Raw genomic sequence first — 24,372 nt, forward strand, 5'->3', positions numbered from 1 at the left:
TTCTCGTACATTCGGAAAATCCGTGCTTCAGATGGCACTGTGCCCGATCCCTGTTCTGGAGAAGCGCTTTCGTGAGGTCTCCAGATACCGATCTGTCACGTCGTTTTCCGGATTGCGCGGTTCTAGCGTTCTGCGCAGTCCCAGTGCTCGCCACCGGCACGGCGGGTGCGGGGCACTGCCGATAACAGGAAGGCTACTCATGAAACGAAGTACCTGCGGCCGCCCGGCCCGTTGGAGAGGGACCGGTGCCGCGGTGGCGATGGGCGTGACCGTCCTGGCCATGAGCTTTGCCGGCGTTCCGGCGCAAGCCGAGCCGGCCCCCGCACCCACCGAGCAGACCCTGGCCGATTACATCCGGGCGGGCCTGAAGGTCCAGCCCGTCGCCGACTCCGGGAGCGGCACCGGGTCGGCCTGCGACTCCGGCAGCGGCGCGGGCTCGGGCAACGGCTCCGGCGACTGCTACGGCGGTTCCGGGTCCAGCTCCGGCTCGGCGGGCGGATACGCCAGCGACACAGTCGGTTACGGCCCCGCCCAGAGCTCCTGGCTGGCCGCCTTCGGCTACGGCCTGCTCAACCCCGACGTCGCCCCGCCGGGCACCAACGATTGGAACTGCAAGCCGACCGCGGAGCATCCGCGACCGGTGATCGCGGTGCACGGCACCTGGATGAACGCCTACAACGGCTTCGCCTACATGGGCCAGCCGATGAAGGACGCGGGCTTCTGCGTGTTCACCTTCAACTACGGCCGCTCCAACCTGCTCGAGGGCGGCGGCCTCGGTTCGGTGCTGCCCGGTGTGATGGGCACCGGCTACATCCAGGATTCCGCCAAGCAGCTGGCCACCTTCGTGGACCGGGTGCTGGCGGCGACCGGCTCGGACGAGGTCGACATCGTCGCGCACTCGCAGGGCGGCTCGATGTCGAACTGGTACACCAAGTTCGAGGGCGGTGCGGCCAAGGTGAAGAACCTGGTCACCTACGGCGCCACGCACCACGGCACCAGCCTGGACGGCATCGGCGCGCTGGGCCGGGCGATCAACAACCTGGGCATCGACATCCTCGGGTTCATCGAGATCTTCGTCGGTCACGCCGGCATCCAGCAGACCATCGGCTCGGATTTCGTGAACCAGCTCAACGCCAACGGTGACACCGTCCCCGGCGTCGACTACACGGTCGTCGGCACCCGCTACGACGAGGTCACCAACCCCTACGAGCTGACGTTCCTCAAGCCGGGACCGGGGGCGCAGGTCGCCAACATCACGCTGCAGGACGGCTGTGAGCAGGACCTGTCGGATCACCTCACGGTGATGTACTCGCCGCGTGCGCTGTCCATCGCGCTGCGGGCCCTGGACCCGGTGGGCCACCCGCAGCTGGTGTGTACCTTCAACCCGTGGTTGATCGGAGGTGGCGGCTCCCTCTGAAACTCGGTGCCCCGCGCGTCGCCTCGACCCTGACTCCCCGAGGGTGGCGCCGCGGGGCCCCGAAACGCCGGACGTGCGCCCCGGACAGGGCTGCCCCTCGCACCTGTTCCCCGACGCCCGCCCCGGCAGCCGGCCCCACCGAGCGGAATCCGCAGACAGTTCCCGCTCGGTGGGTTCCGGCGTTTACTGGTTTCCGACACAAGGAGTTTCGATGCGCGCCTTCACGGTCGCGGTGGTTTCGATTGCCCTGCTGGTGATTTCGCACGGATCAGGGGTCGCGTCGCCCGGCGACCCCGAACCGATACCGGTGCGGGCGTTCTCGGCGGCGCGTCCGGCGCCCAACGGGTCGCACCTGGTTGCGGCGGTACAGGGCGAGGGCCGGGTGGTGGACCTGACCGTGCATTCCGCGGCGATGGGGCGACCGGTGACGGTCGCGGTGCTGCCCGCCGCCGATCCCACGCGGCCCGCGCCCGTGCTGTACCTGCTCAACGGCGTGGACGGCGGCACCGACACGCCCCACTGGACCGACGGGGCCAACTGGCTCACCAAAACCGATGCGGCACAGTACTTCGCCGACAAGCAGGTGACCGTGGTGGTGCCGATCGGCGGCCAGGGCAGCTTCTACGCCGACTGGCGCGCCGACGACCCGGTGCTGGGCCGCCAACTCTGGACGACGTTCCTGACCGGTGAGCTACCCCCGATCGTGGACACCGCCTTCGGCGGCACCGGCGCCAACGCGGTGGCGGGCTTGTCGATGGCCAGCGGCGCGAGCTTCCGGCTGGCGCTGGCCGCGCCCGGGCTGTACCGGGCGATCGGCTCCTACAGCGGCTGCATCCGCACCAGCGACGTCCGCGGCCAGGCCATCGTCGACGCGGTGGTGGCGGCGCGGCGGGGCAACGCGCTGAACCTGTGGGGCCCGCCCACCGATCCGGCCTGGGCGGCCAACGATCCCTACCTGCACGTCGAAAAGCTGCGCGGCACAACGATCTACGTCTCGACCGGCACCGGCTGGCCGGGTCCGCTGGACACGCTGGACGGGCCCGGCGTCGGGCGCAACCCGGTCAAGCTGATCGATCAGCTGGTGATCGGCGGCGTGCTGGACGCGGTCACCAAGGTGTGCACCGAGCAGCTGCGGGACCGCTTCGCCGAGCTGGCGATGCCCGCGACCTTCGATTTCCGGGCCAGCGGCACGCACTCCTGGGGCTACTGGCAGCAGGACCTGCACACCTCCTGGCCGCTGTTCGCCGCCGCGCTCGGCGCCTAGGCTCAGCGCGCGGTGCCGTCGACCAGCGGCAGCCGGCGCATCCCCGGCCACGCCTGCGACCACGGGCGGGCCGGGTAGCGGCATTTCCACACCGAGACATGACGATTCACGCTCGGCACGCCGAGCCGGTCGTCGACGCGGACCAGTTCGACCGCCTCGGCGAATTCCAGCCCGAGCGTGGTCTGCGGTCGGTCGATGCCCACGTAGAGGATGGTGGTCGCCGTGTCCGGCGGCGGCGGGAAGTACGCATAGCCCCTATTGGTGCTGTACACCGCCGGGAAGCCCAGCGCCGGGCCGTAGTGGTCCAGTGCCGCTGCCTGCCAATAGTTCTGGGTGACCAGCACCAGGCCCGGCAGCTGCTCGGCGGGCACCAGGCGATAGGCGGCGTCGACGCCGGCGATCAGCCGTTCCCAGCCGCTGGGCCCGAAAAGCCGCATCCGCCAATCGAATTGCGAGTAGCGGTCGGTGGGCTGGCGCAACTGTGATTGCGGCAGCGGCAGCACCAGCACCACCGACACGCAGATCGCGGTGGCCAGCGCCGTGATCGCGACGCCGAACGTGCGCACCCGGCGCGTGAGCCCCACCTCGGCCAGATACACCGCGCCCGCGGCGAGCAGACCCGGAAACGCGGCGGCCATGTAGTAGGGCCGCAATCCGCCGCCGAGTACGCCGACCAAGCCGAGCGCCACCATGGGAATCAGGAACCGGTAGGGCCGTACCAGCTCCGAGCGGAAACCCGCCCACATCCCGGCCAGGATCAGCAGCCCCAGCGGACCGGTGAGCAGCACGGCCTGCCACGGCATCGCCACCAGCGGGCTCGTGGCCAGCTGCTCGGCCCGGATGACGGCGCTCATGCCCAGCTGCGGCCAGCCGTTGGCGTACTGCCACAGCACCGCCGGCAGACCCGAGAGCGCCAGCACCGCCGAGCCGAGCCACCAGCCCGGCCTGCGGAACACCTCGCGCGGGCCCAGCAGCGCGAAGCCCAGCGCGATGCCCGCCCACACCAGCGGAACCAGCCACTTCACCTGCACGGCGAGCGCGGCCAGCAGGCCCGCCAGCACCAGCAGATGGTCCGCGCGGAATCGGGAGCGCCGGAGTTCGCGGGTGCGCACCCAGCGCAGGAACAGCCAGCTGATCCCCGCGGTCAGCGTCGCGTCCAGCGCATAGGTGCTCAGCATCGCCGCCTGCAACACCGCCGCCGGCGTCACCGCGTACGCCAGCGCCGCCATCGCCTGCGGGCCCCGGCCGCCGCGCAGCTCCCGGGCGATCAGCGCGCTGAGCACGACGGCGAGGAGCGTCATCAGCAGGGCGGGCAGGCGCAGCACCGTCGCCGAGCCAGGGGCGAGATCGTCGGCGAGCGCGGCCAGCAGCGGCACCGCGGGCCCCTGATCGGCGTAGCTCACGGCCGGATGATGGCCCGCCCCGATGAAATACAGTTCGTCGCCGCCGAGGGCGTAGCGGTCCAGCCGCGCGAAATACAGCACCCCCGCGGCCGCGGTGATCGCCGAGACCTCCCGCCAGGCGAAAGCCGGCAGCGGCGCGCCGCCGTCCCGTTCGACGGCCCGGACCGCGCCGGCGACCGTCTCCCCGGTCATTCCGGCGCGCCCGGTGCCGGGAGGGCCAGCGTCAGCGCGGCCAGTACGAGGGCGAGCAGCGCGATCGCCGAGAGCACGGCGATGCCGCCGCCGAGGGTGTACGAACGGAAGAACACCGCCGCCAGAGTCGCCGAGCCGAGCCCCGCACCGAGCTGTCCCGCGCTGAGGAGAACGCCGATACTCGTGCGTGTCCGGACCCGGCGCGCTGCGGTGAGCAGCGGCCGTGCGCCGTAGACGCCGACGCCGAGCCCCGAGAGAAAGATCGGGAGCACCGCGAACCGCAAATCGATTGCGCCGCCGGTGATCTGAAGGTAAGCGCCGCCGAGTGCCGCCCAGGCGCCGAAGGCGGCGATACCGATCGCGAAGACGGCTCCGCCCCAGCGCCGCGCGAGCCCGGGCGCGGCGGCCACGCCGGCGGCGGCACCGAGCCCGAAGGGCGTCAGCGCGAGAGCGGCGCGCAGCGCGGAGAAGTGCAGGCCGTCCTGCAACATGCCGGAGACGGCGAAGACGAAAGTGGTGAGCAGAGCGGCGAACAACGCCACCAGCAGTGCGTCGAGCGCGAAGCGCCGATCGGCGAACAGTTCCAGCGGGACCAGCGAACTGTCACCGCGCCGCGCGAGCGCGGACTGCTGCCGCAGGAACGCACCGAGCAGCACCACGGCGACACCGCCGAGCAGCACAGCGCCCGGCCGCCAGCCACTCTGATGGATCTCGGCCAGCGCAAGCACCAGCGCGAACAACGCGATGCCCGCCATGACAACCCCGCGCATCGGCAACGGCTCCCGCCCCACCGGCCCACCCCGCAGACAACGCGCGCCCAGCACAAAGGCGATCAGCCCGAACGGCACGTTCATCAAAAACGCCGCCCGCCAGCCGAACCCACCCACATCCGACACAAAGAGCCCGCCGACCACCAATCCCACGCCGCCCATAACAGCAGCCAGCGCGATCACCATCGACTGCCGTTGCCGCGCAACGCGCAAAGCCTTCGCCGCCACGCAGGCGGTTCTGTGCGTCGCCCACGTCGGTGCGACTCCGGCGGCTCGCGCCGCCACCCCCGCACCGGCGTCTCCCTGCCCCGCCACTACGACCCCGACGGCTTGCGCGGTCATCCCCGCACCGGCTCGATGCGCCACCCGCGCCGTTTCGATTTCGACGGCCTCTGCCGCCACCCCCGGGGCGACGGCCTTCTGCGCCACCGCCGCCAGTATTACGGCGACGGCCTGGGCTGCCACCCCCGCACCGGCGGCCCCCTGCGCCACCCGCGCGAGCGCGAGCTCAGCCCCGCTGTCCGCCAGCGCGCACCACGCCGACGCCGCCGCATAAGCCGCCACGGACCCGAGAAACATTCCCCGCCAACCGAACCGCTCACCCAACCGTCGCGCACTCCCCAGCGAACAGGCGAACGCCACCGCAGAACCCGCCACGACCAGCACCCGCTGGGCAGGCGAAACCGGCAGCTCCGCAGCGATACTCGGCAGGGCGAGGCAGATGGTCACCATGTCGACCAGCTGCATGAACAGCGCGATCAGACACCCGGCGACCGCCAGCCGGGAAATCCCGGCACCGCTTTCCCGCGCCGCAACCAGCGCACGCCCGCGCACCGGCACCAACGCACCAGTCCGCGGTACTACCTCCATGTCGCGACGAGGCGGAGCGACCAGGACACCACCGCTGCCCGGCGCGGATACCGCATCGCCGCTGTGCATCGAAGCGAACGCTTCACCGTAGCGGGGCGTAATACTCGCGACACCGGCATGCTCTGCGGCGCGCGCACCGTTCTCGTGGAAAAGCGTTGCAGCACTGCTGTCGTGCGGCCTCGGTACAGCGCCACCACGCGACCAAGCCGCTGCATTGTCTGCGTACGACCAGTCCGGGGCGCCGCTGTCGCGCGTCGAAGTCAGCGCGCTCCCGCCGAACGACATGTCGCCGGAATACGGCCGTTGCATTCCGTCACCGGGTGAGAGACCGGCCGCACCGCCGCGGCCGATCGGCCACCCTGCGTCGCCGTCGTGCTGCCGGATCGGACTCTCGCCCGCGCCAAGCCGGAGCGCAGCGTTGCCGCCATGCGCCCAGGCCGAGGTGCCCTGGCTGTGCCAGACCGCGGTGTCGGTCTCGGGCTGGGGCGCAGTGTTACCGCCATGCGTCCAGGCCGAGGTGCCCTGGCTGTGCCAGACCGCGGTGTCGGTCTCGGGCTGGGGCGCAGTGTTACCGCCATGCGTCCAGGCCGAGGAGCCCTGGCCGTGCTGGAGCGCGGTGTCGGTCTCGCGCCGGAGCGCAGCATTGCCGCTAGACGGCCAGGCCGAGGTGCACTCGCCGTGCCGGAGCTCGGCACCAGTCTCGAGCGCCGCGCCGATCACGCCATTGGGGGGCATCGGGGCAGAGCGTTGGTGTGAGGTGGCCAGGCCGGAGGGTACGCCCGTGGCCACGCTGAGCCACCTGCGTCGCCAGGCGAGGCCGCGGCGCTGCTTGCCTGTTGCCTCGGTGAGGTCTCGTAGGTGGTGTTGCCGCGCTGCCGGATTCGGTCGTGACCGTTGTGCGGGCGGACTTCAGCGCTACCGTCGGACTGGGAGACCGGCATTCCGCCGTCGTACGTGTGGGGCAGCACCCAGCCGGCAGGGGCCTCGCTGAGGTTCGACCAGGGCCCGCCACTGTCGCGCCGCGAGATCGGGAGGCCGCTCTCGTCGGGCCGGGGCGGGGCGGGGATTTCATCCGGCCGGGTTGCAGGGCCCTGGCCTTGCCGGCGCGCATTATCGGTCTGGTGCGGCGCGTCGATCACCCCACCGTTGTGCAGCGCACCGGTGTGCGGTGGCCATGTTGGAGAGTCCGCGCGCTGCCAGACGCGGTCTGCCGCGTCGCGGGGAAGCACGACAGGACTTCCGCTGTGTGGTGGGATTGCCGCTCCGGTGTCGTACCCCGTTGCTGCGAAATCATTTTCGAGGAACGACGAACCAGGCTGCTGCGGCGGAGCCATGCGTGAGTGCTGGCCGCCGTTTACCTGTGGCCATGCTGTGCTGCCACTGCGTGGCGTCATGTCCGCGTCGCGCGTTCCGGACTGTGGCCCAGCGCCGGGATCGGTCTGGCCGGTGCGCTCGTATCGCACCTGACGGGCGACCGGTTCGCTCCAGGTCGCCCGGGCGGTGAGGCGGGAGATGGCGTGGCGGGCGGCGGGTTCCTGGGCTTCCTGCCAGGCGATGGGGATGCCTGGTGGGCGCTGGGGGTGGGTTCGCTCGGTGATTCCGGTGTGCGGGTTTCCGGGGTCCGGGTGTATCCCGGTCACTGGACGCCGACGGGTTGGGGGAGGGGTGCGGTCGAGCGGGTGTGGTGCCAGAGGTCGCGGGGTGGGCGGTGCGTGGTGGGGCGGTCGGGTGGGAAGAGGGCCGTCAGGTCGAGGGCGCCGGCGGCGTAGAGATCGGTCAGGGTGCGGCGGACGCTTTCCGAGTCGGAGCGGGTGCGGTCGAGAGTGTGTGCCGCCGCGCCGATTACGCCGGTGTCGCGCAGGATTCGGCGCACCTCGTCCGAGAGCACCGGGTGGGCGCCGATCTCCAGGAACACCCGGTTGCCCGCCGCGGCCGCCGTGCTGACGGCGGCGGCGAAGCGGGCCGGTCCGGGCAGGGTCGCGCACCAGTATTCGGCGTCCCAGTCCGCGCCGGTGACGGGTGCGCCGGTGATCGTGGAGTACAGCGGGATGGTCGGCCGCTGCGGCGCCAGATCGGTGAGCGCGGTGCGCAGATCGCCGAGGGACAGGGGTGTCAGGGCTCGGTGGTGGGCGACCCGCACCGCGTCGCGCAGCGACAGCGCGCCGGTGAGGTAGGCGGCGGCGATCTCGCCGGTGCCGTGACCGAGGACACCGGCGGGCCGGATCCCGAACTCCGCGAGCTCGGCCACTAGGGCGACCTGCACCAGGAAATTCGCGGGCCCGGCGAGGTCGACAGCGCCCGCGTGGCAGTCGGTCTCGCCGCGCATCAGCAGTTCGTCGAGGATCGACCAGCCCGCCACGGACTGGAACTGCGCGTCGACCGCGTGCGCGGTGGCGGCGAAAACACCGTCCGCGCTGAGTAGTTCGCGGCCCATGCCCCACCACTGCGCCCCGGCCCCGGAGCAGACGAAGACCAGCCCCTCGCCGTGCCGCGCCACAGCGCGCGCCGGGTCGGCTCCCGCGCCCGCGGCGAAATGCCGCAGCCGCCGGACCAATTCGCCGGTGTCGCCGAGCAGCATGCCGGTGCGGAACGCGTGGTGGGTCGTCTTGGTCCACACTGTCTCGGCCAGTCGTCCGGGATCCGCGCCCGCCGAGATCAGGTCGGCGTACCGGGTGGCCGTGGCCCGCACCGCGGCGGCGCTGCGGCCGGACAGGGGCAGCACGCCGTAGTGACGCGCGGTCCCGCCTGGCGACCATCGATGTTCCCGCAGCGTGACCCGCGCGTCGCCGAAATCGTTGACCGCGATCGTCATACGGTTGTCCGGCCCCGGAGAGTCGATCGGGATGCGCGAGGCGGCCGCGTGCAGACGCCCTCGGTTCGGGAGGACGCGGCGCTGGATAGCCAGCGCCGATTCGATAACACCGGCGATCCCGGCGAGCGCCGGTTCGGCACCGTCGAGCGTATGTTCCCACGCGCGAACACGGGCGGCTCCCCGAACTGCGCTCCCAGCACGCCCTCTCGTCTCGCCAGCAACTCCCGGGGCCACGCTCCCGGCAGGTCGTGCCATCTCGTCGGCGGTTCCCGGACCCGCGCTCCCAGCACGCCCTGCCGTATCGTCGGCAACTCCCGGACCCGCGCTCCCGGAACGCCATGCTGTCTCGCTGGCAGTGCCTGGAGCCGCGCTCCCGGCAAACCATGACGTCTCGCCAGTGGCCCCCCGCCCCGCCTCGACCACCGCGTAGACCCGATCGCCCGCGCGCACCGCGTCGCCGAGCTTCTTCAGCACCACCATCCCACCGCCCTCATCGCCGTCGAGAGCCGCCTCCAGCAGATGCACCCCACCCGCCACCGCCACAGCGCACTCCCCGCGGTCCAGCGCCCGGCAGGCCAGCTGGAGCGCGTCGAGCGAGGACGAGCAGTCGGTGCCGCCGGATCCGCCCAGCACGTGGGAGATGCGGGGAGCGAGCCCGTTGGCCGCCCCGGCGGCATAGACCTCGACCGGCACACCGGCGACACCCGCGTCGTCCAGCGCGTCCCGCGTGACGTCGAGCAGCAGGCGCTCCCGCGGATCGAGCCCACCCGCCGCGGGCGGCGCGAAACCGAAGAAGTCCGGGTCGATCTCCCAGGGATCGGCCGGGCGATCCGCGCCACCGTGGTGTTTGCCGATGAGGAACTGCCAGAAACTCTCGGGCGTATCGATGCCGCCGGCGAATCGGCAGCCGATTCCGATAATTGCGATGTCAGACACGAAGTTCCTTCCGAACTCGGGCACCGGAATTGCGCCGCGCTGCGCCGACGTTTTCGGTTCCGGATAATGAGTGCCCGAATTCACCGGGCGTCCGGATCTGGTTCACGGTACGCACGGCGGCGCCGCCCGAGAACTGTTCGAGCGCAAGATTTTGGCAGTACACAGCGTTGTCCGGGGTGGACTGTGAATCGCACCAATAGCGGCGGGCGGCCGCCGCGACCGTACCGGACAGTGGTAGTTCACAGCGCGCCCGCCGGGTGAATTGTGTGGCGGCGAGAAGGTTGCCGCAACCGATCGGAAACGCTCGTGCGGTCGGTACTGTCGGCCCCGCCGGCGCTCGCCGGAATGGTCGAATTCACTGTGATTGGGGAGCCGGAAGCCGATGAAGAGACGTTCCTGGGGCCCGGTCCTCGCCCTGCTGGCCGCCGCGGTGCTGGTGCCCGCGCCCGCCGCGGCCGAGCCCGAGCACGCGAAGATCACCGGGGCCTGGCCCAAGGACGACCGCACCGTGCAGGTGCGCGTCTACTCGGCGGCCATGCGTCAGGACATCATGGTCGACGTGCTGCGCCCGGCCGACCGCTCGACGCCCGCCCCAGCGCTGTACCTGCTGAACGGCGGTGGCGGCGGCCAGGATTCGGCCACCTGGCAGAAGAACACCGACGCGCTCGGCTTCCTGGCGGGCAAGCACGTCAACGTGGTGCAGCCGGTGGGCGGCAAGTGGAGCTACTACACCGACTGGCGCGCGCCGGACCCGAAACTCGGTCTCTACAAATGGAAGACGTTCCTCACCGAGGAGCTCCCGCCGCTCATCGACGCCGAATTCGGCACCACCGGCGTGAACGGCATTGCCGGACTGTCGACTTCGGGCACCGCGGTGCTGCAGCTGCCGATCGCCGCGCCGGGCCTGTACCGGGCGGTCGCGGCCTACAGCGGCTGCGCGCAGACCAGCGATCCGATCGGGCGCGAGTTCATCAAGCTCGCGGTGGAGAGCTGGGGCGGCGGCGACACCGCGAACATGTACGGCCCGCCGGAGGATCCGATGTGGGCGGCCAACGACCCGTACCTGCACGCCGAGCAGTTGCGCGGGCTGGAACTCTACGTGTCCACCGGCACCGGTGTGCCGGGCATGTACGACGTCTACAACGGCAGCCACATGCAGCCCGGTCCGCGCGGGTTCGTGAACCAGTTGGTGCTGGGCGGGGTGATCGAGGCCGCGGTGAACTGGTGCACGCACAATCTGCGCACCAAACTCGATCAGCTCGGTATTCCGGCGACCTACGATTTCCAGCCCACCGGCACCCACTCCTGGGGCTACTGGCAGCAGGCGCTGAAGGACTCGTGGCCGGTGCTGGCGCGGGGACTCGGTGTGGCGGAATAGGTTTCAGGTCGTGCGGTAGGACCGCGCGACCAGAGCCGAACGCAGATACCACAATCCGGAGGGCTGGGCCGGGTCGAACCCGGTGAGCTGGGCGATGCGCTTGAGCCGGTAGTCCACGGTGTTGGTGTGCACGTGCAGCACCCGGGCGGTGCGCTGGCGATTGAGGTTGTTGGCGATGTGTCGCTGCAGGGTTTCCAGCAGTTCGGGATGCTCGTCCAGGGTGTCCAGCAGCGATCCCAGGTATTCGCGGCCGGGGCCGGGCCGGGTGAGCTGGTATTCGAGGGCGAGTTCGTCGAAGCGGTAGAGCCCCGGCACCATTTCCAGTCGCTGCACCATGTCCAGCAGTTCGTGCGCCTGATCGGCGGCGTCTGGGATCAGGTCGGGGGTGGCCTGCACCAGCGTCGCGGTGAGGCCGACCTGCGCGGCGTGGGCCAGCTGCACCACCAGGGCGTCGAGTTCGGCGCTGTCGAACATCTCCGCGGGAATCAGCACGGTGCCGCCGTCCACGCTGAGCAGCGAGAGCGCGTTGTTGCGGCAGCGCGCGGCGAGCTCGGTCTGCACCCGGCGCAGCTTGCGCCGCGCCACGACCTGGCCGTCCACCGCCGGGTTGGACTCCTCGCGGTGCGGCGGAATCGACACGGCCACTACGTCGTAGGACGGCGCGATGGTGATGCCGCACTCGCGGGCCATGGTGGAGGTGCTGTGCCCGCCGAGCAGCGCGGAGGTGAGCGTGTGCACCGCGGTGTGGTGCTCGCTGACCGCCGAGCGCAGTTCACGGACGTAGGCCACGGAGATGGCGGAGGTGATCTGGTCCAGCATCTCGAGCACCATCTTGGCGCCGTCGACCATGTTGTCGTAGTCGGTGAGGCTGGCGTTGGCCACGACGAGCTCGAAGCCGATCTTGAAACCCTCGTGGATGGAGTGGTGGATGGTGTCGATGGGCACGCCCTCGCGGGCCCAGCTCGCGGCGGCCTCCTGCAGGCGGGCGAGCTTGGCCGGGATGTCGTTCCCGTCCAGCATGCTGACCGCGAACTCCAGGCAGACCCGGGTGATCGTGGTGACGTCGCCGGAGATGGCGTCGCCGGGCAGCGTTCCGCACGGCACGACGTTTTCCACGAAGTGGCCGACCATCTGCCGGGAGAGCGAGCGAACGTCCTTGAGCGAGGACGACATCGGTTTGCCCGACAAAGTCAGGCTCACCCGACCTGAACTGTCGACGGTCATTGGCGACTTCCTTCCACCCCCGAAATTGCTGTGTGGCGCATTCACACTAACCGGCGTTCTGGATTCACGGATCGATTCGGCGGTCAATGTACGATCGGATAGGCATCTACCAGGCAGAATTGTGATTTTGCACAGATTAGGGGAATTCGAGGGGCTCCCGCGGGGGTCGCGACCCAACCGTTCTGCTCCCGGTACCGGTAGTATCGCCACAACGGCCCGGCACCCGATAATCGGGGGCTTGCCGGAGATGTGCTGGGCACGCAAGGTGGGAAGCGGAGTGGTGCGACGAACGATTGGGGGCAGGGGTATGCGACCGGCTCTGAGATGTCTTGTCTGGGAACTGGACAACACATTGTGGGAGGGCGTCGTCTGCGACGCCACCGGCACCACGCCGAAGCCGGACGCGCTGCGGACGCTGCGCGCCCTGAGCGACCGCGGCATCTGGCACGCCGTGGCCAGCCGCAGCGACCGCGCCCGCACGCTGGACGCGCTCTACCGGCACGGCCTCTACGATATGTTCTCCGCCGTCGAGATCGGCTGGGGCCGTAAGTCGTCCGCGATCGTCCGGATCGCGCAGACGCTCGGCCTGCCGCTGGAGGCGATCGCCTTCGTCGACGCCGAGCCCATCGAACGCGCCGAGGTCGCCCAGGCGCTGCCCCGGGTGCGTTGCTACGCCGCACGCAACGTCGACGTGCTCACCGCGCTGCCCGATTTCCGGCCCGTGCTGCACTCCCGCCCCACCCCGACCCCGCCCATCGGTTTCGACCGGGTGCCCGCGCTGTAGCAGGCCCGGCGGATCGCGCCCGATTCGCGCCGAGCTGTTCCCTCGGACGTCCTCGCGTTCTACATTGGAACGGTCAACGGGGGTGGCATTCGAGGAGACGCTATGTTCGTCGCAACCGTCATCGTTTCAGTTCTGCTGGCCGTCGGCCTGATTCCGTCGGCCTATTTCAAGATCTCCCGCAAGCCGGAGTTCGTCGAGGCTTACGCGAAGCTGGGCGTGCCGGAGAACCGCCTGAATCTGCTGGCCGCCGCCCTGCTCGCGGGCGCGGTGGGCCTGGTAGCCGGGCTGTGGTGGCCGCCGATCGGCATCGCCGCGGCCATCGGCCTGATCCTCTACTTCCTTGGCGCGCTGGCCTTCCACGTCAAGGCCCGCGACTACAAGACCATGGCCCCGCCGGCGATCATCCTCGCGCTGTCGGTCGCGGCGCTGGTGCTGCGGCTGCTGAGCATGTAGCGCCGGGCTCAGGTCGCCAACAGGAACTTCGCGGCCTGTTCCCCGATGAACACGCTCGGGGCGTGGGTGTGTCCGCGAATCAGCGTGGGCATCACCGACGCGTCGGCCACCCGGAGTCCGCTCACCCCACGGACTTTCAGCTGCGGATCGACGACGCTGGCGGGGTCGGTGCCCATGCGGCAGGTGCCGGCCGGGTGATACAGGGTGTGCGAGTAGCCGTTGAGTGCCAGCTCGAGCGTGCCCTCCAGCTCGTGCGGCGCCCGGGGCGGATAGATGAGCGGACCGAGCACCGCCTTCATGGCCGGACTGGCGGCGAGGGTCGCGCACACGCGTAAACCCGCCATGACCGCCTCGCGGTCGGCGCCCGCACTGTCGGAGAGATAGCCCGGATCGATCACCGGTTTCGCGCCGGGATCGGCTGTGGCCAAGCCGATTCGGCCGCGGCTGTGCGGGCGTAGCAACACCGTCGCCAGGATCACTCCGTGCTCGGTCGGCTCCTGCAGCCCCTCGTAGAAGAACGGCGCCGGCGCGTAGATCAGCTCCAGATCCGGCAGCTCCAGTTCGGGACGCGAGCGGATGAAGCCGTAGGCCTCACCGACATTGGAGGTGAGCATGCCGCGGTGCCGCACCAGGTAATCCAGGAGCTGCCGGGGCTTTTCGGCGTCGAAGAGCGAATCGGCGGACACGCTGTAGCCGATGCCCGCGACCAGATGGTCCTGCAGGTTCGCCCCGACCTCGGAATTGTGCTGGAGCGTCGCGATGCCGTGGCGGCCCAGCTCCACCATGTCGCCGATGCCCGAGAGCATCAGCAGCTGCGGGCTGTTGATCGCGCCGCCGCAGAGCACCACTTCGCGGCGTGCGCGCACCGTGAAAGTCTCCGTGCCCCGGCGGTATTCGACCCCGACGGCGCGGGTGCCGTCGAAGAGCACCCGCGTCGCCAGCGCTTCGGGCAGCACGGTGAGGTTCGGGCGGCGCAGCGCGGGCTTCAGGTAGCCGTCGGCCGTGCTCCAGCGCCGGCCGCGGCGCTGGGTGACCATGGTTTCGCTGAAACCCTCGGGCTGCGGGCGATTCGGTGTCTCGACCGGGTAGCCCGCCTCCCGCGCGGCCGCCAGATACGCGGCCGTCGAGGCGCGCGGGCTGCGCTGCTTGGCGATGTGCAGCGGGCCGGTCGCGCCCTCGTCCGGGAACTGCGCGTCCTGCACGTTCTCGATCCGCCGGAACTGCTCGATCGCCGCGCCGAACCCCCACTCGTCGCCCGCGAGCAGTGCCCATTCGTCGTAATCGGCTCGGAACCCGCGTACCCACATCATCGCGTTCATCGAGGACGAGCCGCCGAACATTTTCCCGCGCGGCCAGTAGATCTGCCGGTTGTCGAGTTCGGGTTGCGGTTCGGTCAGGTAATCCCAATCCACTTCGGAACGGAACAGTTTCGAGAAGGCCGCCGGAATATGCGCGAATTTGTTCTTGTCGGGCGGGCCGGCCTCGAGCACCACCACCCGCGTCCCACGATCCGCGCTGAGCCGGTTGGCGAGCACCGCTCCCGCCGACCCCGCACCCACGATCACGTAATCCGCTGTCAGCTCATCGGTTGCCATCGCCTGACTCCATTCCGCACCGCGCCTCCCCAACATACGAGGCCCGCACGGCCGGTAGCCCCGATTTCTGTAAAACAGCGGAGCGCGCCCCGATCCCGCGCGAGGCGCCGCGTTATCCGGTGCTCAGGCGAGGGGAAACAGGGCCGCCGAGGCCGCCGCCGCCAGCAGGAAGGGGACGGGATAGGCCAGCTGGGAGTAGGCGCGAGCGCGCAAGAGGGTGGCGATGGCGAGCAGGAAATAGACGGTCAGCGCGAGGGCGGCGGCCAATGCGAGCGCGGGCGCCGCCAGGCCGATCAGCAGACCGAGTGCGCCGGCCGCCTTGATCGCGGCGAGCGGATAGATGCTCCACTCCGGGATATCGATCCGGCGCATATTCTCTCGAACCCATTGCGCTCGAACGACATCGACACCCGCTGCGATCGCGGCGAGTGCGGCCGCGACGACGGTGGTGACGAGGTAGACGGTATTCATGGAGACATCCCTTCGGTGCCGGACACGGTCGTGTCCGCTACCGGGCTGACGGATGCCGGCCACGAAAGGTGACAACGCAGGTCAGCGGCACAGCGACGCGGCGAGCCGCCGGGCTACGGCGGCGTCGAGCGGTTCCTTCGAGATCGTCAGCCGGTACCACAGCAGCCCGTAGGCCTGGTCGACCAGGACTTCCGGATCGAGGGCCGCGTCGAGATCGCCCCGGTCGATCCCGCGCTCGAGAATGCGCCGCAGCGTGGCGCGCCGGTCGCGCGCGAATGCCGCCAGCAATTCGGCGGTCTGCTGGTCGTGCTGGGCCTCGGCGAGGATCGCGCGCAGCAGGGGAGCGGCGGGCGGAGTGGACGACGCGGCGAAAGTCGCTGCCAGGAAAGCCGCGACGTCCGCGTGCGCGTCGCCGGTGTCCGGATCCGGCGCGCTCGCGCGCGCCCATTCGGCCATCGCCTCGGCCAGCATCGCTCCCTTGGACGGCCACCACCGATAGATGGTCTGTTTGCCGACGCCCGCGGCGGCCGCGATCTCGTCCATCGTGGTGTGCAGGACGTCGCCGCCGGCGCGGCCGAGCAGATCGATCGCGGCGGCGAGGATCGCGCGACGGGCGGCGTCGTTGCGGCGGCGGCCGGTGTGCGGGCGTGGTGAGGGTGGCATCACCGTGAATCCTAGCGTTGACGGAACTCCAAGTCTCGGCAAGACTTGTCGAGACTCGCAGTTTCGACAAGGGAAGTGATCGTGCTGTCTACTTCGACCAAGCGCCGCCGGGTGAGCTGGTTCCATCGGCGGATCGCGAACCCGGTGATGCGGCCGCTCGCGGGCCATGTCCCGGGCAACGCGCTGCTGGAGACGACCGGCCGGCGCACCGGGCTGCCCCGGCGCACCCCGATCGGCGGCCGCCGCGTCGATCAGACGTTCTGGCTGGTCAGTGATCATGGCCGGGAATCGCACTATGTGCGGAACCTGATCGCGGATCCCCGGGTGCGCGTGCGCATTCGGTCGCGGTGGTATCGGGGCGTCGCCGAGATCATGCCCGGCGATGACGCGCGCCGGCGGTTGCGATCGCTGCCGTGGTTCAACAGTATGCTCGTGCGCGTGCTGGGGACCGATCTGCTGACGATCCGGATTCGGCTGGATCTGTGAGGGATGCCGGGTGAGCGGTCAGGACGGGCTGGGGGAGCGGTTCGACGCGCAGCGTGCGCGGCTGCGCGCGGTGGCCTACCGGATGCTGGGCTCGGTGGCCGAGGCCGAGGACGCGGTTCAGGAGGCGTGGTTCCGGTTGGCGCGGGCCGAGTCCGGTGCGATCGAAAACCTGGACGGCTGGCTGACGACGGTGGTGTCGCGGATCTGCCTGGACATGTTGCGCTCGCGCGTGGCGCGCCGGGAGGAACCGCTCGATCCGGCGGGCGAGGCGATCAGTCCCGAGCGCGATCCCGAGCACGAGGCGGTCCTGATCGATTCGGTCGGTCGGGCGCTGCTGGTGGTGCTCGGCGCGCTCACGCCCGAGGAACGGGTCGCTTTCGTCTTGCACGACATGTTCGCCGTCCCCTTCGGTGAGATCGCGCCCGTCGTCGGCCGCACCGCCGCGACCACGAAGAAGCTCGCCAGCCGTGCCCGGCTCCGGGTTCGCGGCGAATCCACTACTCCCGTAGCCGAACTCGTCGAGCAGCGCGACGTCGTGACGGCGTTCCTCGCGGCCGCTCGCGACGGTGACCTGTCGGCGCTGCTGGCGGTGCTCGCTCCGGAGGTGGTCCGCACCGCTGATCCCGCCGCCCTGCCGCCGGGCATGGCCGTCGTGGTGCGCGGAGCCCAGGCCGTGGCCGGGGAAACCCTTGTGCTCCAGCGTCGTTCGCAGGTCGCGGTGGTGGCTCTGCTCGACGGCGCGGTCGGCATCGTCGTCGCGCCCGGCGGTGTCCTGCACTCGGCCGTGCGCGTCACCGTGGACCGGGGGAGGGTCGCCGCGTACGAAGTGATCGCCGACCCCGTGCGCCTGCGCGATCTGGACATCGCGATCCTGCCGGAGCAACTCGCCTGAACGCCGGAGTGGGTGGCCCGCCTCGAACTCGTAAGGGCATCCAGAGGTGTAGATATGCGCATCTAACTATGTCAGCGCCTAGGGCGGCAACGAAGAAAAACCCGCTGAGAGAGCGAGCCGGACGAGCGGACGGCAGCGGTACCGTGACAACGAGGACGGCGGGCGGCGGTCTGCGCGGCCCAGGGCGGTACAGCGTCGGATTGAAAGGCAGACGAGTGGATTTCGGATGCGTGCTGGTGACCGGCGGCAGCCGGGGGATCGGCGCTGCCGTCGCGCTGGAGCTGGGTCGGCGCGGCGAACAGGTGTGCCTGACATACCGGCGCGATCGGGTGGCGGCGGAGGCGGTCTGCGCGGAGATCGCGACCCACGGCGGTACAGCGGTGGCCGTGCGGGCCGATATGGCGGTGCCGGGCGAGATCGAGGCCCTGTTCGACGTGGTCGACGCCCGGTTCGGCGCGCTGCGCGGACTGGTCAACAACGCCGCCGTCCTCGAGAAGCAATGCCGCGCCGAGGAACTGGACGCGGATCGCCTGCACCGGATCATGACCGTGAACGTCATCGCCCCGATGCTGTGCGCTCGCGAGGCGGTCCGCCGGATGTCGACCGCGCACGGCGGCGCGGGCGGCGCGATCGTGAACGTCTCCTCGGCCGCGGCCCGGCTCGGCGCACCGGGGGAGTATGTCGACTACGCGGCCAGCAAGGGCGCGCTGGACACCTTCACCCGGGGCCTCGCGCTCGAGGTGGCGGCGGAGGGGATCCGGGTGAACGCGGTGCGCCCGGGCTTCATCTACACCGGCATGCACGCCGACGGCGGCGAACCCGGTCGCGTCGACCGGCTCGCCCCCACGCTCCCGATGGGCCGGGGCGGCACGCCGCACGAAGTCGCCGAAGCTGTCCTCTGGCTGCTGTCCGATCGATCGTCGTACGTGACCGGCACTTTCCTCGATGTCGCCGGCGGGCGCTAGCCCTACCGGAGAATGTGCAGCGCGGATTTCTCGATGAGGTCGGCGATCTCGGAGTAGGAGGCGTACCCCATGCCCGCGCGGACCAGGGCCCCGGCGTAGACGAGTTCCAGCGATTCGACGACCTCGAGATCCGGATCCGGGCCCAGCGCACGGATCAGGCGCTTGCGGATCTCGGCGCCGATGCGGGTGCGCAGGTGCTCGACGTCGGGGTCGCGGCCGAGCAGTGCACTGGTGACGGCGCCGGAGAGCTCCTGCTCGTCGGCGACGAGCATGGCGATGGTGCGCAGCTCGGCGACGACCCGGACCGTGGGGTCCGGATCCTCGCTGGCGGGCGACGGATTGGAAACCAGGCGGCGCCAGAAGATCTCGGCCACCAGGTGTTCCTTGGAGGAGAAATAGGTGTAGGCCGTCGCCGTGCCGACGCCGGCGGCGGCCGCGACCAAGCGGATGGTCATGCCCGCGAAACCTTCGCGGGCAAGCACTTCCACGGCCGATCGCGTCAGCCGGTCGACAGTGTCGGCCTGCTTGCCGGTGAGGCGACGGCGGGTCGCCTCCCGGATGAGAGGGGTACCGTCGATGGACTGCGCTTCGGACATGTGTCTGAATCCTACTCGGGGGTCAATTCTTGGCGGCGGCGACACCCGCGCGCCGCCCGTAGAAGCTGCCGTCGCCGAGCGAGGCCCCGCTGACGTAGCCGCCGGTACAGATGCCGGTCGTGCACCGGCCCGCGGCGAACAGGCCCGCGATCGGCTCGCCGGACACGTGCAGCACGCGCGCGTCGAGGTCGGTGCGCAGCCCGCCGAGGGTGAACCCGCCGGTGAAGCCGCGCATGTCCCAGCCGGCGAGCGAACCGGTCAGTGGGCGAACCCATTCCGGCTTCTTGCCGAGCAGCGGATCCGAGCCCTGGGCGGCGTGCAGATTGTAGGTGTCGACCGTGGCTTGCAGCGCGCGCTCGGGCAGGCCCATCTCGGACTCGAGTTCGGCGACGGTCTCGGCGGCCCACTTGGGCGGCTGGCGGAAGAACGGCGTGGCGGTCTCGGTGGCCAGCGCCGCCTCGTAGGCGGCTTCGTCGAGGATCAGATATGCCTGGTTGTCCTGCTGGATGAGGGTGAGCTGGCCGATGCGACCGCCGTAGGTGTCCTCGGGGACGTAGCGCTGCCCGCGGCCGTTGACCAGGATGCCGCGCGCCATCATCTGCGGGTCGCCGAAGAAGGCGACCTCGGTGGCGTCCATGTTCGCCAGATCCGCGCCCAGGGCCTGGGCCAGCCGGATGCCGATGCCGTCGTGCTCCTCGATCGAGGCGGCCGGTCGGCCGATCAGGCGCGGGGCGTACTGCTCGACCATCTGCTGGTGGTAGGCGAAGCTGCCGGTGGCCAGCACGACGCCGCGCTCGGCGCGGATGGTGACCTCCTGGCCGAACTTGGTGGCCAGCACGCCGACCACGCGATCGTGCTCGTCGACGATCAGCCGCCGGATGCGGGTGTCGTATTCGGCTCGGACGCCGAGGGATTCGGCGGTGTCGGCCAGCGGCTTCATCAGCATGTAGCCGCCGCTGCGCTGCCCGACCCGCTTGCCGGTCATCTGCGGGACGTGCCCGCGCGGCGCGGGCGTGGCGATCGCGTTGAACGGCGCGGCGTTCTCACCGCCAGAATAGTTCAGCCCCTCGTCGTTCGGCGGCTCCCAGCCCGGCTCGCCCCAGAACACTTCGCGGAACGGCACGCCGGCCGCGACGAGCCAGTTGTAGTGGTCGACGCTGCCCTTGCAGTAGTCGGCGATGCGCGCCTTGTCCACGCCCGGTCCGATCGCGGCCAGCAGGAACTTCTCCATGTTCTCCGGCGAGTCCTCGAAGCCCAGCGCCTGCTGCAGCGCGGTGCCGCCGCCGAGGTAGATGTGCCCGCCGGCCATCGCGGCCGCACCACCCCAGCCTCCGGTGCGCTCCAGTATCAGCACCTCGGCGCCGGCCCGGGCCGCCTCGATTCCGGCGCAGACCCCGGCGATGCCGTACCCGGCGATCACCACGTCGGCGCGCAGATCCCAGTCGGTGATCTCGGCGGCGCGCAGCGGGCGAATGGTGGTGGTGTCGACCATGATCGGTGGATCCTTACTTCTCGGACTGTTCTTTGCGGGCGGCCTTCTTCTGCTGGGCCACGATCGTGCTCACCAGGATGTCGAGTTTGGTGCCGCTGGGCCACCCCACGTAGTAGCAGAGGAACAGCGCGATCTCGCGCAGTTCGGCCTCGGTCAGTTCCTGATTGCGCAGGGCGGCGCCGATCTGGATGCCGGCGGTGTCCATCAGGTTCTGCGCGGTGAGCGCGCCGAGCAGCAGCAGGCGCCGGTCCCGGATGCTCAGCCCCGCACGCGACCACACCTCGGCGAAGAGGTGGTCGGCGGTCATCGCGAAGTGGTCGCCGGGATAGTTCTGGAATTCGGTGCCGTAGACCTCGGCCATCTTGGCCAGGCCGCGTTCCCGGACGGAGTCGCCGTTGGTCGTGCTGTCGCTCATGGGGTTTCACGCTTTCGCAGGGGGACGGTCAGGACTTGGAGCGCTCGGCGGCGATCGTTCCGGCGCCGACGCCCAGGCCCGGGCCCAGGTGGTCGATGGCCAGTTCGGCCAGGGGCAGCCGGACGCCGACCCGGTCGGCGAGGTCGAGCGCGAGGGACAGGTCCTTCTCGCCCAGGTTCCGGACGTGTTCGAGGATGGGCAGCCAGAAGTCGCCGGCGGCGATGGGTGCGGTGCTGTCGCGCAACATGATCGCGCCGGGTCCGCCGGTGACCGCATCCGAGTGCCGGACGACCTTGCCGAGTTCGGTGATGTCGAGTCCGGCGGCCTCGGCCAGGCGCTGGGCCTCGGTGGTGGCGGTGAAGGCGATGAAGTGCAGCAGGTTGCGCGCCAGCTTCATCCGGGTGCCCGCGCCGACCGGTCCGGCGTGCACGAGCAGATCGGCGAAGGCGCCGAAGGGTTCGCGCACCCGCTGGAAGGCGGCTTCGCTGCCGCCGACCATGACCGCGAGCCGTCCGCCGGCCGCGCCGGGCGCTCCGCCGCTGATCGGCGCGTCCACGAATTCGACGCCGTGCGAGGCGCATTCGACGGCCAGCTGCTCGGCGGTCCGGTCGCTGATCGTGGAGTGCACGGCGACGACGGTGCCCGGTTTCGCCGTGGCCAGAATGCCGTCGGGGCCGGTGAGCACCGCCCGCACCTGGTCGTCGTCAACCACCACGATGCTGATCACCGCGCACTGCTCGGCCACCTGCGCGCCCGAGAACGCGGTCGCCGCACCGGAATCGGCGTAGGGCCGCATCGCCTCGGCGCGCATGTCGCTGACCGTGAGTCCGCCCGGCCAGGCCAGCAGCCGCTCGGCCATGGGCGCGCCCATATTGCCCAGCCCGATGAATCCGATCCGATCCGTCATGCCCGGAACACCTGTCCGCCGTCGATATTGAAGATCTGGCCGGTCACCCAGCTCGCGTCGTCGGAGAGCAGATAGAGGCAGGCGCCGACCAGATCCTGCGGGGTGCCCAGGCGCTTGAGCGGAAGCCGGTTGACCATGTCGGTGACGATAGGCTCCGGGGTCACCGATTTGGTGGCCTCGGTGTCGATCGGTCCCGGCGCGATGGCGTTGATCCGAATGTTGTTGCCGCCCAGTTCGAAGGCCAGCTGCTGGGTGAGGCCGTTCACGCCGACCTTGGCCAGGCCGTAGAAGCTGGAGTAGGTCCAGGCGGCGGTGGAGGACTGGTTGACGATCGATCCGCCCTTCTTGCGCATGTGTTTCCACACCGCGCGGGTGACGTTGAGCGCGCCGTCCATGTTCACCGCCATGAACTTCTTGTAGTAGTCCCAGTCCACGGTGAGCAGCAGGTTGAGTTTCATGTCGCCGTAGATGGCGGCGTTGTTGACCAGGTGGTCGATGCCGCCGAACTCGGCGACGGTGAATTCGGCGAGCTCCCTGGCGGATTCGGGGTCGGCGACGTCGACGCGGCGGAAGACCGCGGTGCCGCCGTCGGCGGTGATCTTCTCCGCGGTCGCCTGCCCGCGCTCGGCGTTCAGGTCGGCGACGACGACTTTCGCGCCCTCGGCGGCGAGCGCGGCGGCGTAGGCGGCGCCGATGCCCTGCGCCGCGCCGGTGACGATGGCGGATTTCCCGGTGAAACGGGCCATGGATTCGTTCCTATCCTGTGTCTGATGGCGGTGTTCGCTGGGCCCTGCGTGGTTACGCGGTGCTACCGCCTCCGGGCCCTGAGCTCACACCGCGCTGCTCGAGATCAGCTTGGTTTCCAGGTACTCCTCGAACCCGGCCACACCCATTTCCCGGCCGATGCCGGACTGCTTGTAGCCGCCGAAGGGCGCGTCGGCGGAGTACCAGATGCCGCCGTTGACGCTCAGCGTCCCGGTGCGGACGCGGTCGGTGACGCGGCGGATCCGCTCGGGGTCGGTGCCCCACACCGAGCCGGACAGGCCGTAGGGGGAGTCGTTGGCGAGGCGGACGGCGTCCTCGTCGCCGTCGTGCGGGATGACGACCAGCACCGGGCCGAAGATCTCCTCGCGGGCGACGGTCGCGGTGTTGGGCAGGTCGGCGATGAGGGTCGGTTCGACGAAGAAGCCGCGCTCGTGTCCTTCGGGCCGGCCGCCGCCGACCACGATCCGGCCGCCCTCGGTGCGGGCGAGCTCCAGATACCGTTCGACCCGGGTGCGCTGGCGGGCGGAGATCAGCGGCCCGCACACCGTGCCGGGCGCGCTCGGATCGCCGGGCACGATCCCGCGCAGGGTGGTGGCGGCGATCTCGAGGGCTTCGGCGTAGGCCGCGCGCGGCACCAGCAGGCGGGTGGTGAGCGCGCAGCCCTGTCCGGCGTGCACGCTCACCGAGAACGCCGTGACGCCTACGGCGGCGGCGAGATTCGCGTCGTCGAGGATGATGGCCGCCGACTTGCCCCCGAGTTCGAGGAAGGCTTTCTTCAGGTTGGTCGCCGCGCCGCGCATGACCGCCCGGCCGGTCTGGGTGGAGCCGGTGAAGCTGACCATGTCGACGCGTGGATCCTCGGTGAGCTGCGCGCCGAGCGCGTGGTTGGCCGAGGTCACGATATTGACCACGCCCGCCGGGATGTCGGTGTGCTCGGCGATGATCGCGCCGACCGCCGCCGCGCACCACGGGGTGTCGGGGGCGGGCTTGAGCACCAGTGTGTTCCCGGCCGCGAGCGCGGGCCCGAGCTTGGCGAAGTTGATCTGGTGCGGGAAATTCCACGGCGTGATCGCGCCGACCACGCCGACGGCTTCCCGGCGCAGCACCCGGTGGCTCTTGATACCCATCGGGCTGGCGGTGCCGAGATCGGTTTCCCAGCTGTAGGTTTCGGCGAGGCCGGCCGCGAACTCGAGATCGGCGATGGGGCCCTCGAGTTGCGGCCCCCGGGTGAACATCACCGGCGCGCCCGCCTCGGCGACCGTGATCGCGCGCAGCTCTTCGACATTCGCTTCCAGCGCGGTGCGCAGCTGGCGCAGGCAGTGCGCCCGGAAGGCGTGGTCGCGCGACCAGTCGGTGTCGTCGAAGGCCGTGCGCGCGGCCGCTATGGCGTGGTCGAGGTCGGCGGCGTTCGCGTCGGCGGCGGTGCCGAGCACCTCCTCGGTCGCGGGGTTGATCGTGGCGAAAACGCCGTTGCCGCCGTCGATCAGCTTGCCGCCGATCAGCATCGGCGCCCCGCCGTGCGGGAGGAGGCTCGTCATCGAATGCTCCGTTCCTGTCTGGACACGTGTACGGAATATAGTCTGGACGGCCGAAACGATGCAAGAACGAGTTCCAGTGATCGC

General features: G+C 70.4%; 21 protein-coding genes. 8 read left to right on the forward strand and 13 right to left on the reverse strand.

Features of this window, described 5'->3' with window-relative positions:
- Positions 1-199 precede the first annotated feature (199 nt).
- Together AB0I43_RS31695 and AB0I43_RS31700 are read left to right on the forward strand one after the other, a co-directional pair.
- Entirely contained in the window at positions 200-1,417 is a 1,218-nt protein-coding gene (locus tag AB0I43_RS31695; RefSeq protein ID WP_357433151.1) for an alpha/beta fold hydrolase, read from the forward strand.
- A 211-nt stretch (positions 1,418-1,628) separates the two neighbouring features.
- A complete protein-coding gene (locus tag AB0I43_RS31700) occupies positions 1,629-2,681 on the forward strand; it encodes an alpha/beta hydrolase family protein (RefSeq protein WP_357433153.1) in 1,053 nt (350 codons plus the stop codon).
- A gap of 2 nt (positions 2,682-2,683) precedes the next feature.
- Here the strand turns inward: AB0I43_RS31700 and AB0I43_RS31705 are convergent, their stop codons facing one another.
- The 3 genes from AB0I43_RS31705 to AB0I43_RS31715 all read right to left on the reverse strand — a co-directional run bounded on the left by AB0I43_RS31705 (position 2,684) and on the right by AB0I43_RS31715 (position 9,664).
- Entirely contained in the window at positions 2,684-4,276 is a 1,593-nt protein-coding gene (locus tag AB0I43_RS31705) for a glycosyltransferase family 39 protein (protein ID WP_357433155.1), read from the reverse strand.
- Positions 4,273-6,651, reverse strand: coding sequence for a hypothetical protein (locus tag AB0I43_RS31710; RefSeq protein ID WP_357433157.1), 2,379 nt, complete (start codon positions 6,649-6,651; stop codon positions 4,273-4,275). The genes AB0I43_RS31705 and AB0I43_RS31710 overlap by 4 nt, the downstream gene beginning before the upstream one ends.
- Positions 6,652-7,552: 901 nt before the next feature.
- A complete protein-coding gene (locus AB0I43_RS31715) occupies positions 7,553-9,664 on the reverse strand; it encodes an acyltransferase domain-containing protein (RefSeq protein ID WP_357433159.1) in 2,112 nt (703 codons plus the stop codon).
- Between the two features lie 382 nt (positions 9,665-10,046).
- On the opposite strand from AB0I43_RS31715, the gene AB0I43_RS31720 reads away from it, so the two are divergent.
- Positions 10,047-11,042 (forward strand): alpha/beta hydrolase family protein, encoded by a 996-nt coding sequence (locus tag AB0I43_RS31720; protein WP_357433161.1) that lies wholly within the window; start codon positions 10,047-10,049, stop codon positions 11,040-11,042.
- Between the two features lie 3 nt (positions 11,043-11,045).
- On the opposite strand, the gene AB0I43_RS31725 is transcribed toward AB0I43_RS31720, so the two are convergent.
- Entirely contained in the window at positions 11,046-12,266 is a 1,221-nt protein-coding gene (locus AB0I43_RS31725; RefSeq protein WP_356976266.1) for a helix-turn-helix domain-containing protein, read from the reverse strand.
- Between the two features lie 307 nt (positions 12,267-12,573).
- On the opposite strand from AB0I43_RS31725, the gene AB0I43_RS31730 reads away from it, so the two are divergent.
- Both AB0I43_RS31730 and AB0I43_RS31735 read left to right on the forward strand, forming a co-directional pair.
- Positions 12,574-13,050, forward strand: a complete 477-nt coding sequence (locus tag AB0I43_RS31730; RefSeq protein WP_356976267.1) for an HAD-IIIC family phosphatase — start codon at positions 12,574-12,576, stop codon at positions 13,048-13,050.
- 102 nt (positions 13,051-13,152) lie between these two features.
- On the forward strand, positions 13,153-13,503 hold the full coding sequence (locus AB0I43_RS31735) for a DoxX family protein (RefSeq protein ID WP_356976269.1): 351 nt from the start codon (positions 13,153-13,155) through the stop codon (positions 13,501-13,503).
- A gap of 8 nt (positions 13,504-13,511) precedes the next feature.
- Here the strand turns inward: AB0I43_RS31735 and AB0I43_RS31740 are convergent, their stop codons facing one another.
- The 3 genes from AB0I43_RS31740 to AB0I43_RS31750 all read right to left on the reverse strand — a co-directional run bounded on the left by AB0I43_RS31740 (position 13,512) and on the right by AB0I43_RS31750 (position 16,232).
- Positions 13,512-15,098, reverse strand: a complete 1,587-nt coding sequence (locus tag AB0I43_RS31740) for a GMC family oxidoreductase N-terminal domain-containing protein (RefSeq protein WP_356976271.1) — start codon at positions 15,096-15,098, stop codon at positions 13,512-13,514.
- Between the two features lie 123 nt (positions 15,099-15,221).
- A complete protein-coding gene (locus AB0I43_RS31745; RefSeq protein WP_357433163.1) occupies positions 15,222-15,569 on the reverse strand; it encodes a DoxX family protein in 348 nt (115 codons plus the stop codon).
- Between the two features lie 81 nt (positions 15,570-15,650).
- Complete coding sequence (locus AB0I43_RS31750; protein WP_356976274.1) at positions 15,651-16,232, reverse strand: TetR/AcrR family transcriptional regulator; 582 nt, start codon at positions 16,230-16,232, stop codon at positions 15,651-15,653.
- A gap of 84 nt (positions 16,233-16,316) precedes the next feature.
- Between AB0I43_RS31750 and AB0I43_RS31755 the strand changes: the two genes are divergently transcribed.
- From AB0I43_RS31755 to AB0I43_RS31765, 3 genes are all read left to right on the forward strand, one after another.
- Positions 16,317-16,718, forward strand: coding sequence for a nitroreductase/quinone reductase family protein (locus tag AB0I43_RS31755; RefSeq protein ID WP_356976619.1), 402 nt, complete (start codon positions 16,317-16,319; stop codon positions 16,716-16,718).
- Positions 16,719-16,728: 10 nt separating this feature from the next.
- Positions 16,729-17,610, forward strand: a complete 882-nt coding sequence (locus AB0I43_RS31760; RefSeq protein WP_356976275.1) for a sigma-70 family RNA polymerase sigma factor — start codon at positions 16,729-16,731, stop codon at positions 17,608-17,610.
- Positions 17,611-17,825: 215 nt separating this feature from the next.
- Positions 17,826-18,575 carry an SDR family oxidoreductase gene (locus tag AB0I43_RS31765; RefSeq protein WP_356976276.1) on the forward strand — a complete coding sequence of 250 codons (750 nt, stop codon included), beginning with the start codon at positions 17,826-17,828 and terminating at the stop codon, positions 18,573-18,575.
- Positions 18,576-18,577: 2 nt separating this feature from the next.
- On the opposite strand, the gene AB0I43_RS31770 is transcribed toward AB0I43_RS31765, so the two are convergent.
- The 6 genes from AB0I43_RS31770 to AB0I43_RS31795 form a co-directional block, all read right to left on the reverse strand.
- Positions 18,578-19,171 (reverse strand): TetR family transcriptional regulator, encoded by a 594-nt coding sequence (locus tag AB0I43_RS31770; RefSeq protein WP_356976278.1) that lies wholly within the window; start codon positions 19,169-19,171, stop codon positions 18,578-18,580.
- A gap of 22 nt (positions 19,172-19,193) precedes the next feature.
- On the reverse strand, positions 19,194-20,663 hold the full coding sequence (locus AB0I43_RS31775) for an FAD-dependent oxidoreductase (protein WP_356976280.1): 1,470 nt from the start codon (positions 20,661-20,663) through the stop codon (positions 19,194-19,196).
- 13 nt (positions 20,664-20,676) lie between these two features.
- On the reverse strand, positions 20,677-21,078 hold the full coding sequence (locus AB0I43_RS31780; protein WP_356976282.1) for a carboxymuconolactone decarboxylase family protein: 402 nt from the start codon (positions 21,076-21,078) through the stop codon (positions 20,677-20,679).
- 28 nt (positions 21,079-21,106) lie between these two features.
- On the reverse strand, positions 21,107-21,985 hold the full coding sequence (locus AB0I43_RS31785; RefSeq protein WP_356976284.1) for an NAD(P)-dependent oxidoreductase: 879 nt from the start codon (positions 21,983-21,985) through the stop codon (positions 21,107-21,109).
- Entirely contained in the window at positions 21,982-22,731 is a 750-nt protein-coding gene (locus tag AB0I43_RS31790; RefSeq protein WP_356976286.1) for an SDR family oxidoreductase, read from the reverse strand. The genes AB0I43_RS31785 and AB0I43_RS31790 overlap by 4 nt, the downstream gene beginning before the upstream one ends.
- A gap of 84 nt (positions 22,732-22,815) precedes the next feature.
- The gene (locus tag AB0I43_RS31795; RefSeq protein WP_356976288.1) at positions 22,816-24,288 is read right to left on the reverse strand and encodes an aldehyde dehydrogenase; all 1,473 of its coding nucleotides are present in this window, start codon (positions 24,286-24,288) and stop codon (positions 22,816-22,818) included.
- Between the last annotated feature and the right edge of the window lie 84 nt (positions 24,289-24,372).

Origin of the sequence: Nocardia sp. NPDC050435, from assembly GCF_040655395.1 — a bacterium.
In the GTDB taxonomy this organism is placed as follows: domain Bacteria; phylum Actinomycetota; class Actinomycetes; order Mycobacteriales; family Mycobacteriaceae; genus Nocardia.

Coding starts and splice junctions, on each gene's coding strand:
- AB0I43_RS31695 (WP_357433151.1), top strand. CDS start 200: ATGAAACGAAGTACCTGCGGCCGCCCGGCCCGTTGGAGAGGGACCGGT.
- AB0I43_RS31700 (WP_357433153.1), top strand. CDS start 1,629: ATGCGCGCCTTCACGGTCGCGGTGGTTTCGATTGCCCTGCTGGTGATT.
- AB0I43_RS31705 (WP_357433155.1), bottom strand. CDS start 4,276: ATGACCGGGGAGACGGTCGCCGGCGCGGTCCGGGCCGTCGAACGGGAC.
- AB0I43_RS31710 (WP_357433157.1), bottom strand. CDS start 6,651: ATGCCCCCCAATGGCGTGATCGGCGCGGCGCTCGAGACTGGTGCCGAG.
- AB0I43_RS31720 (WP_357433161.1), top strand. CDS start 10,047: ATGAAGAGACGTTCCTGGGGCCCGGTCCTCGCCCTGCTGGCCGCCGCG.
- AB0I43_RS31725 (WP_356976266.1), bottom strand. CDS start 12,266: ATGACCGTCGACAGTTCAGGTCGGGTGAGCCTGACTTTGTCGGGCAAA.
- AB0I43_RS31730 (WP_356976267.1), top strand. CDS start 12,574: ATGCGACCGGCTCTGAGATGTCTTGTCTGGGAACTGGACAACACATTG.
- AB0I43_RS31735 (WP_356976269.1), top strand. CDS start 13,153: ATGTTCGTCGCAACCGTCATCGTTTCAGTTCTGCTGGCCGTCGGCCTG.
- AB0I43_RS31740 (WP_356976271.1), bottom strand. CDS start 15,098: ATGGCAACCGATGAGCTGACAGCGGATTACGTGATCGTGGGTGCGGGG.
- AB0I43_RS31745 (WP_357433163.1), bottom strand. CDS start 15,569: ATGAATACCGTCTACCTCGTCACCACCGTCGTCGCGGCCGCACTCGCC.
- AB0I43_RS31750 (WP_356976274.1), bottom strand. CDS start 16,232: ATGCCACCCTCACCACGCCCGCACACCGGCCGCCGCCGCAACGACGCC.
- AB0I43_RS31770 (WP_356976278.1), bottom strand. CDS start 19,171: ATGTCCGAAGCGCAGTCCATCGACGGTACCCCTCTCATCCGGGAGGCG.
- AB0I43_RS31775 (WP_356976280.1), bottom strand. CDS start 20,663: ATGGTCGACACCACCACCATTCGCCCGCTGCGCGCCGCCGAGATCACC.
- AB0I43_RS31780 (WP_356976282.1), bottom strand. CDS start 21,078: ATGAGCGACAGCACGACCAACGGCGACTCCGTCCGGGAACGCGGCCTG.
- AB0I43_RS31785 (WP_356976284.1), bottom strand. CDS start 21,985: ATGACGGATCGGATCGGATTCATCGGGCTGGGCAATATGGGCGCGCCC.
- AB0I43_RS31790 (WP_356976286.1), bottom strand. CDS start 22,731: ATGGCCCGTTTCACCGGGAAATCCGCCATCGTCACCGGCGCGGCGCAG.
- AB0I43_RS31795 (WP_356976288.1), bottom strand. CDS start 24,288: ATGACGAGCCTCCTCCCGCACGGCGGGGCGCCGATGCTGATCGGCGGC.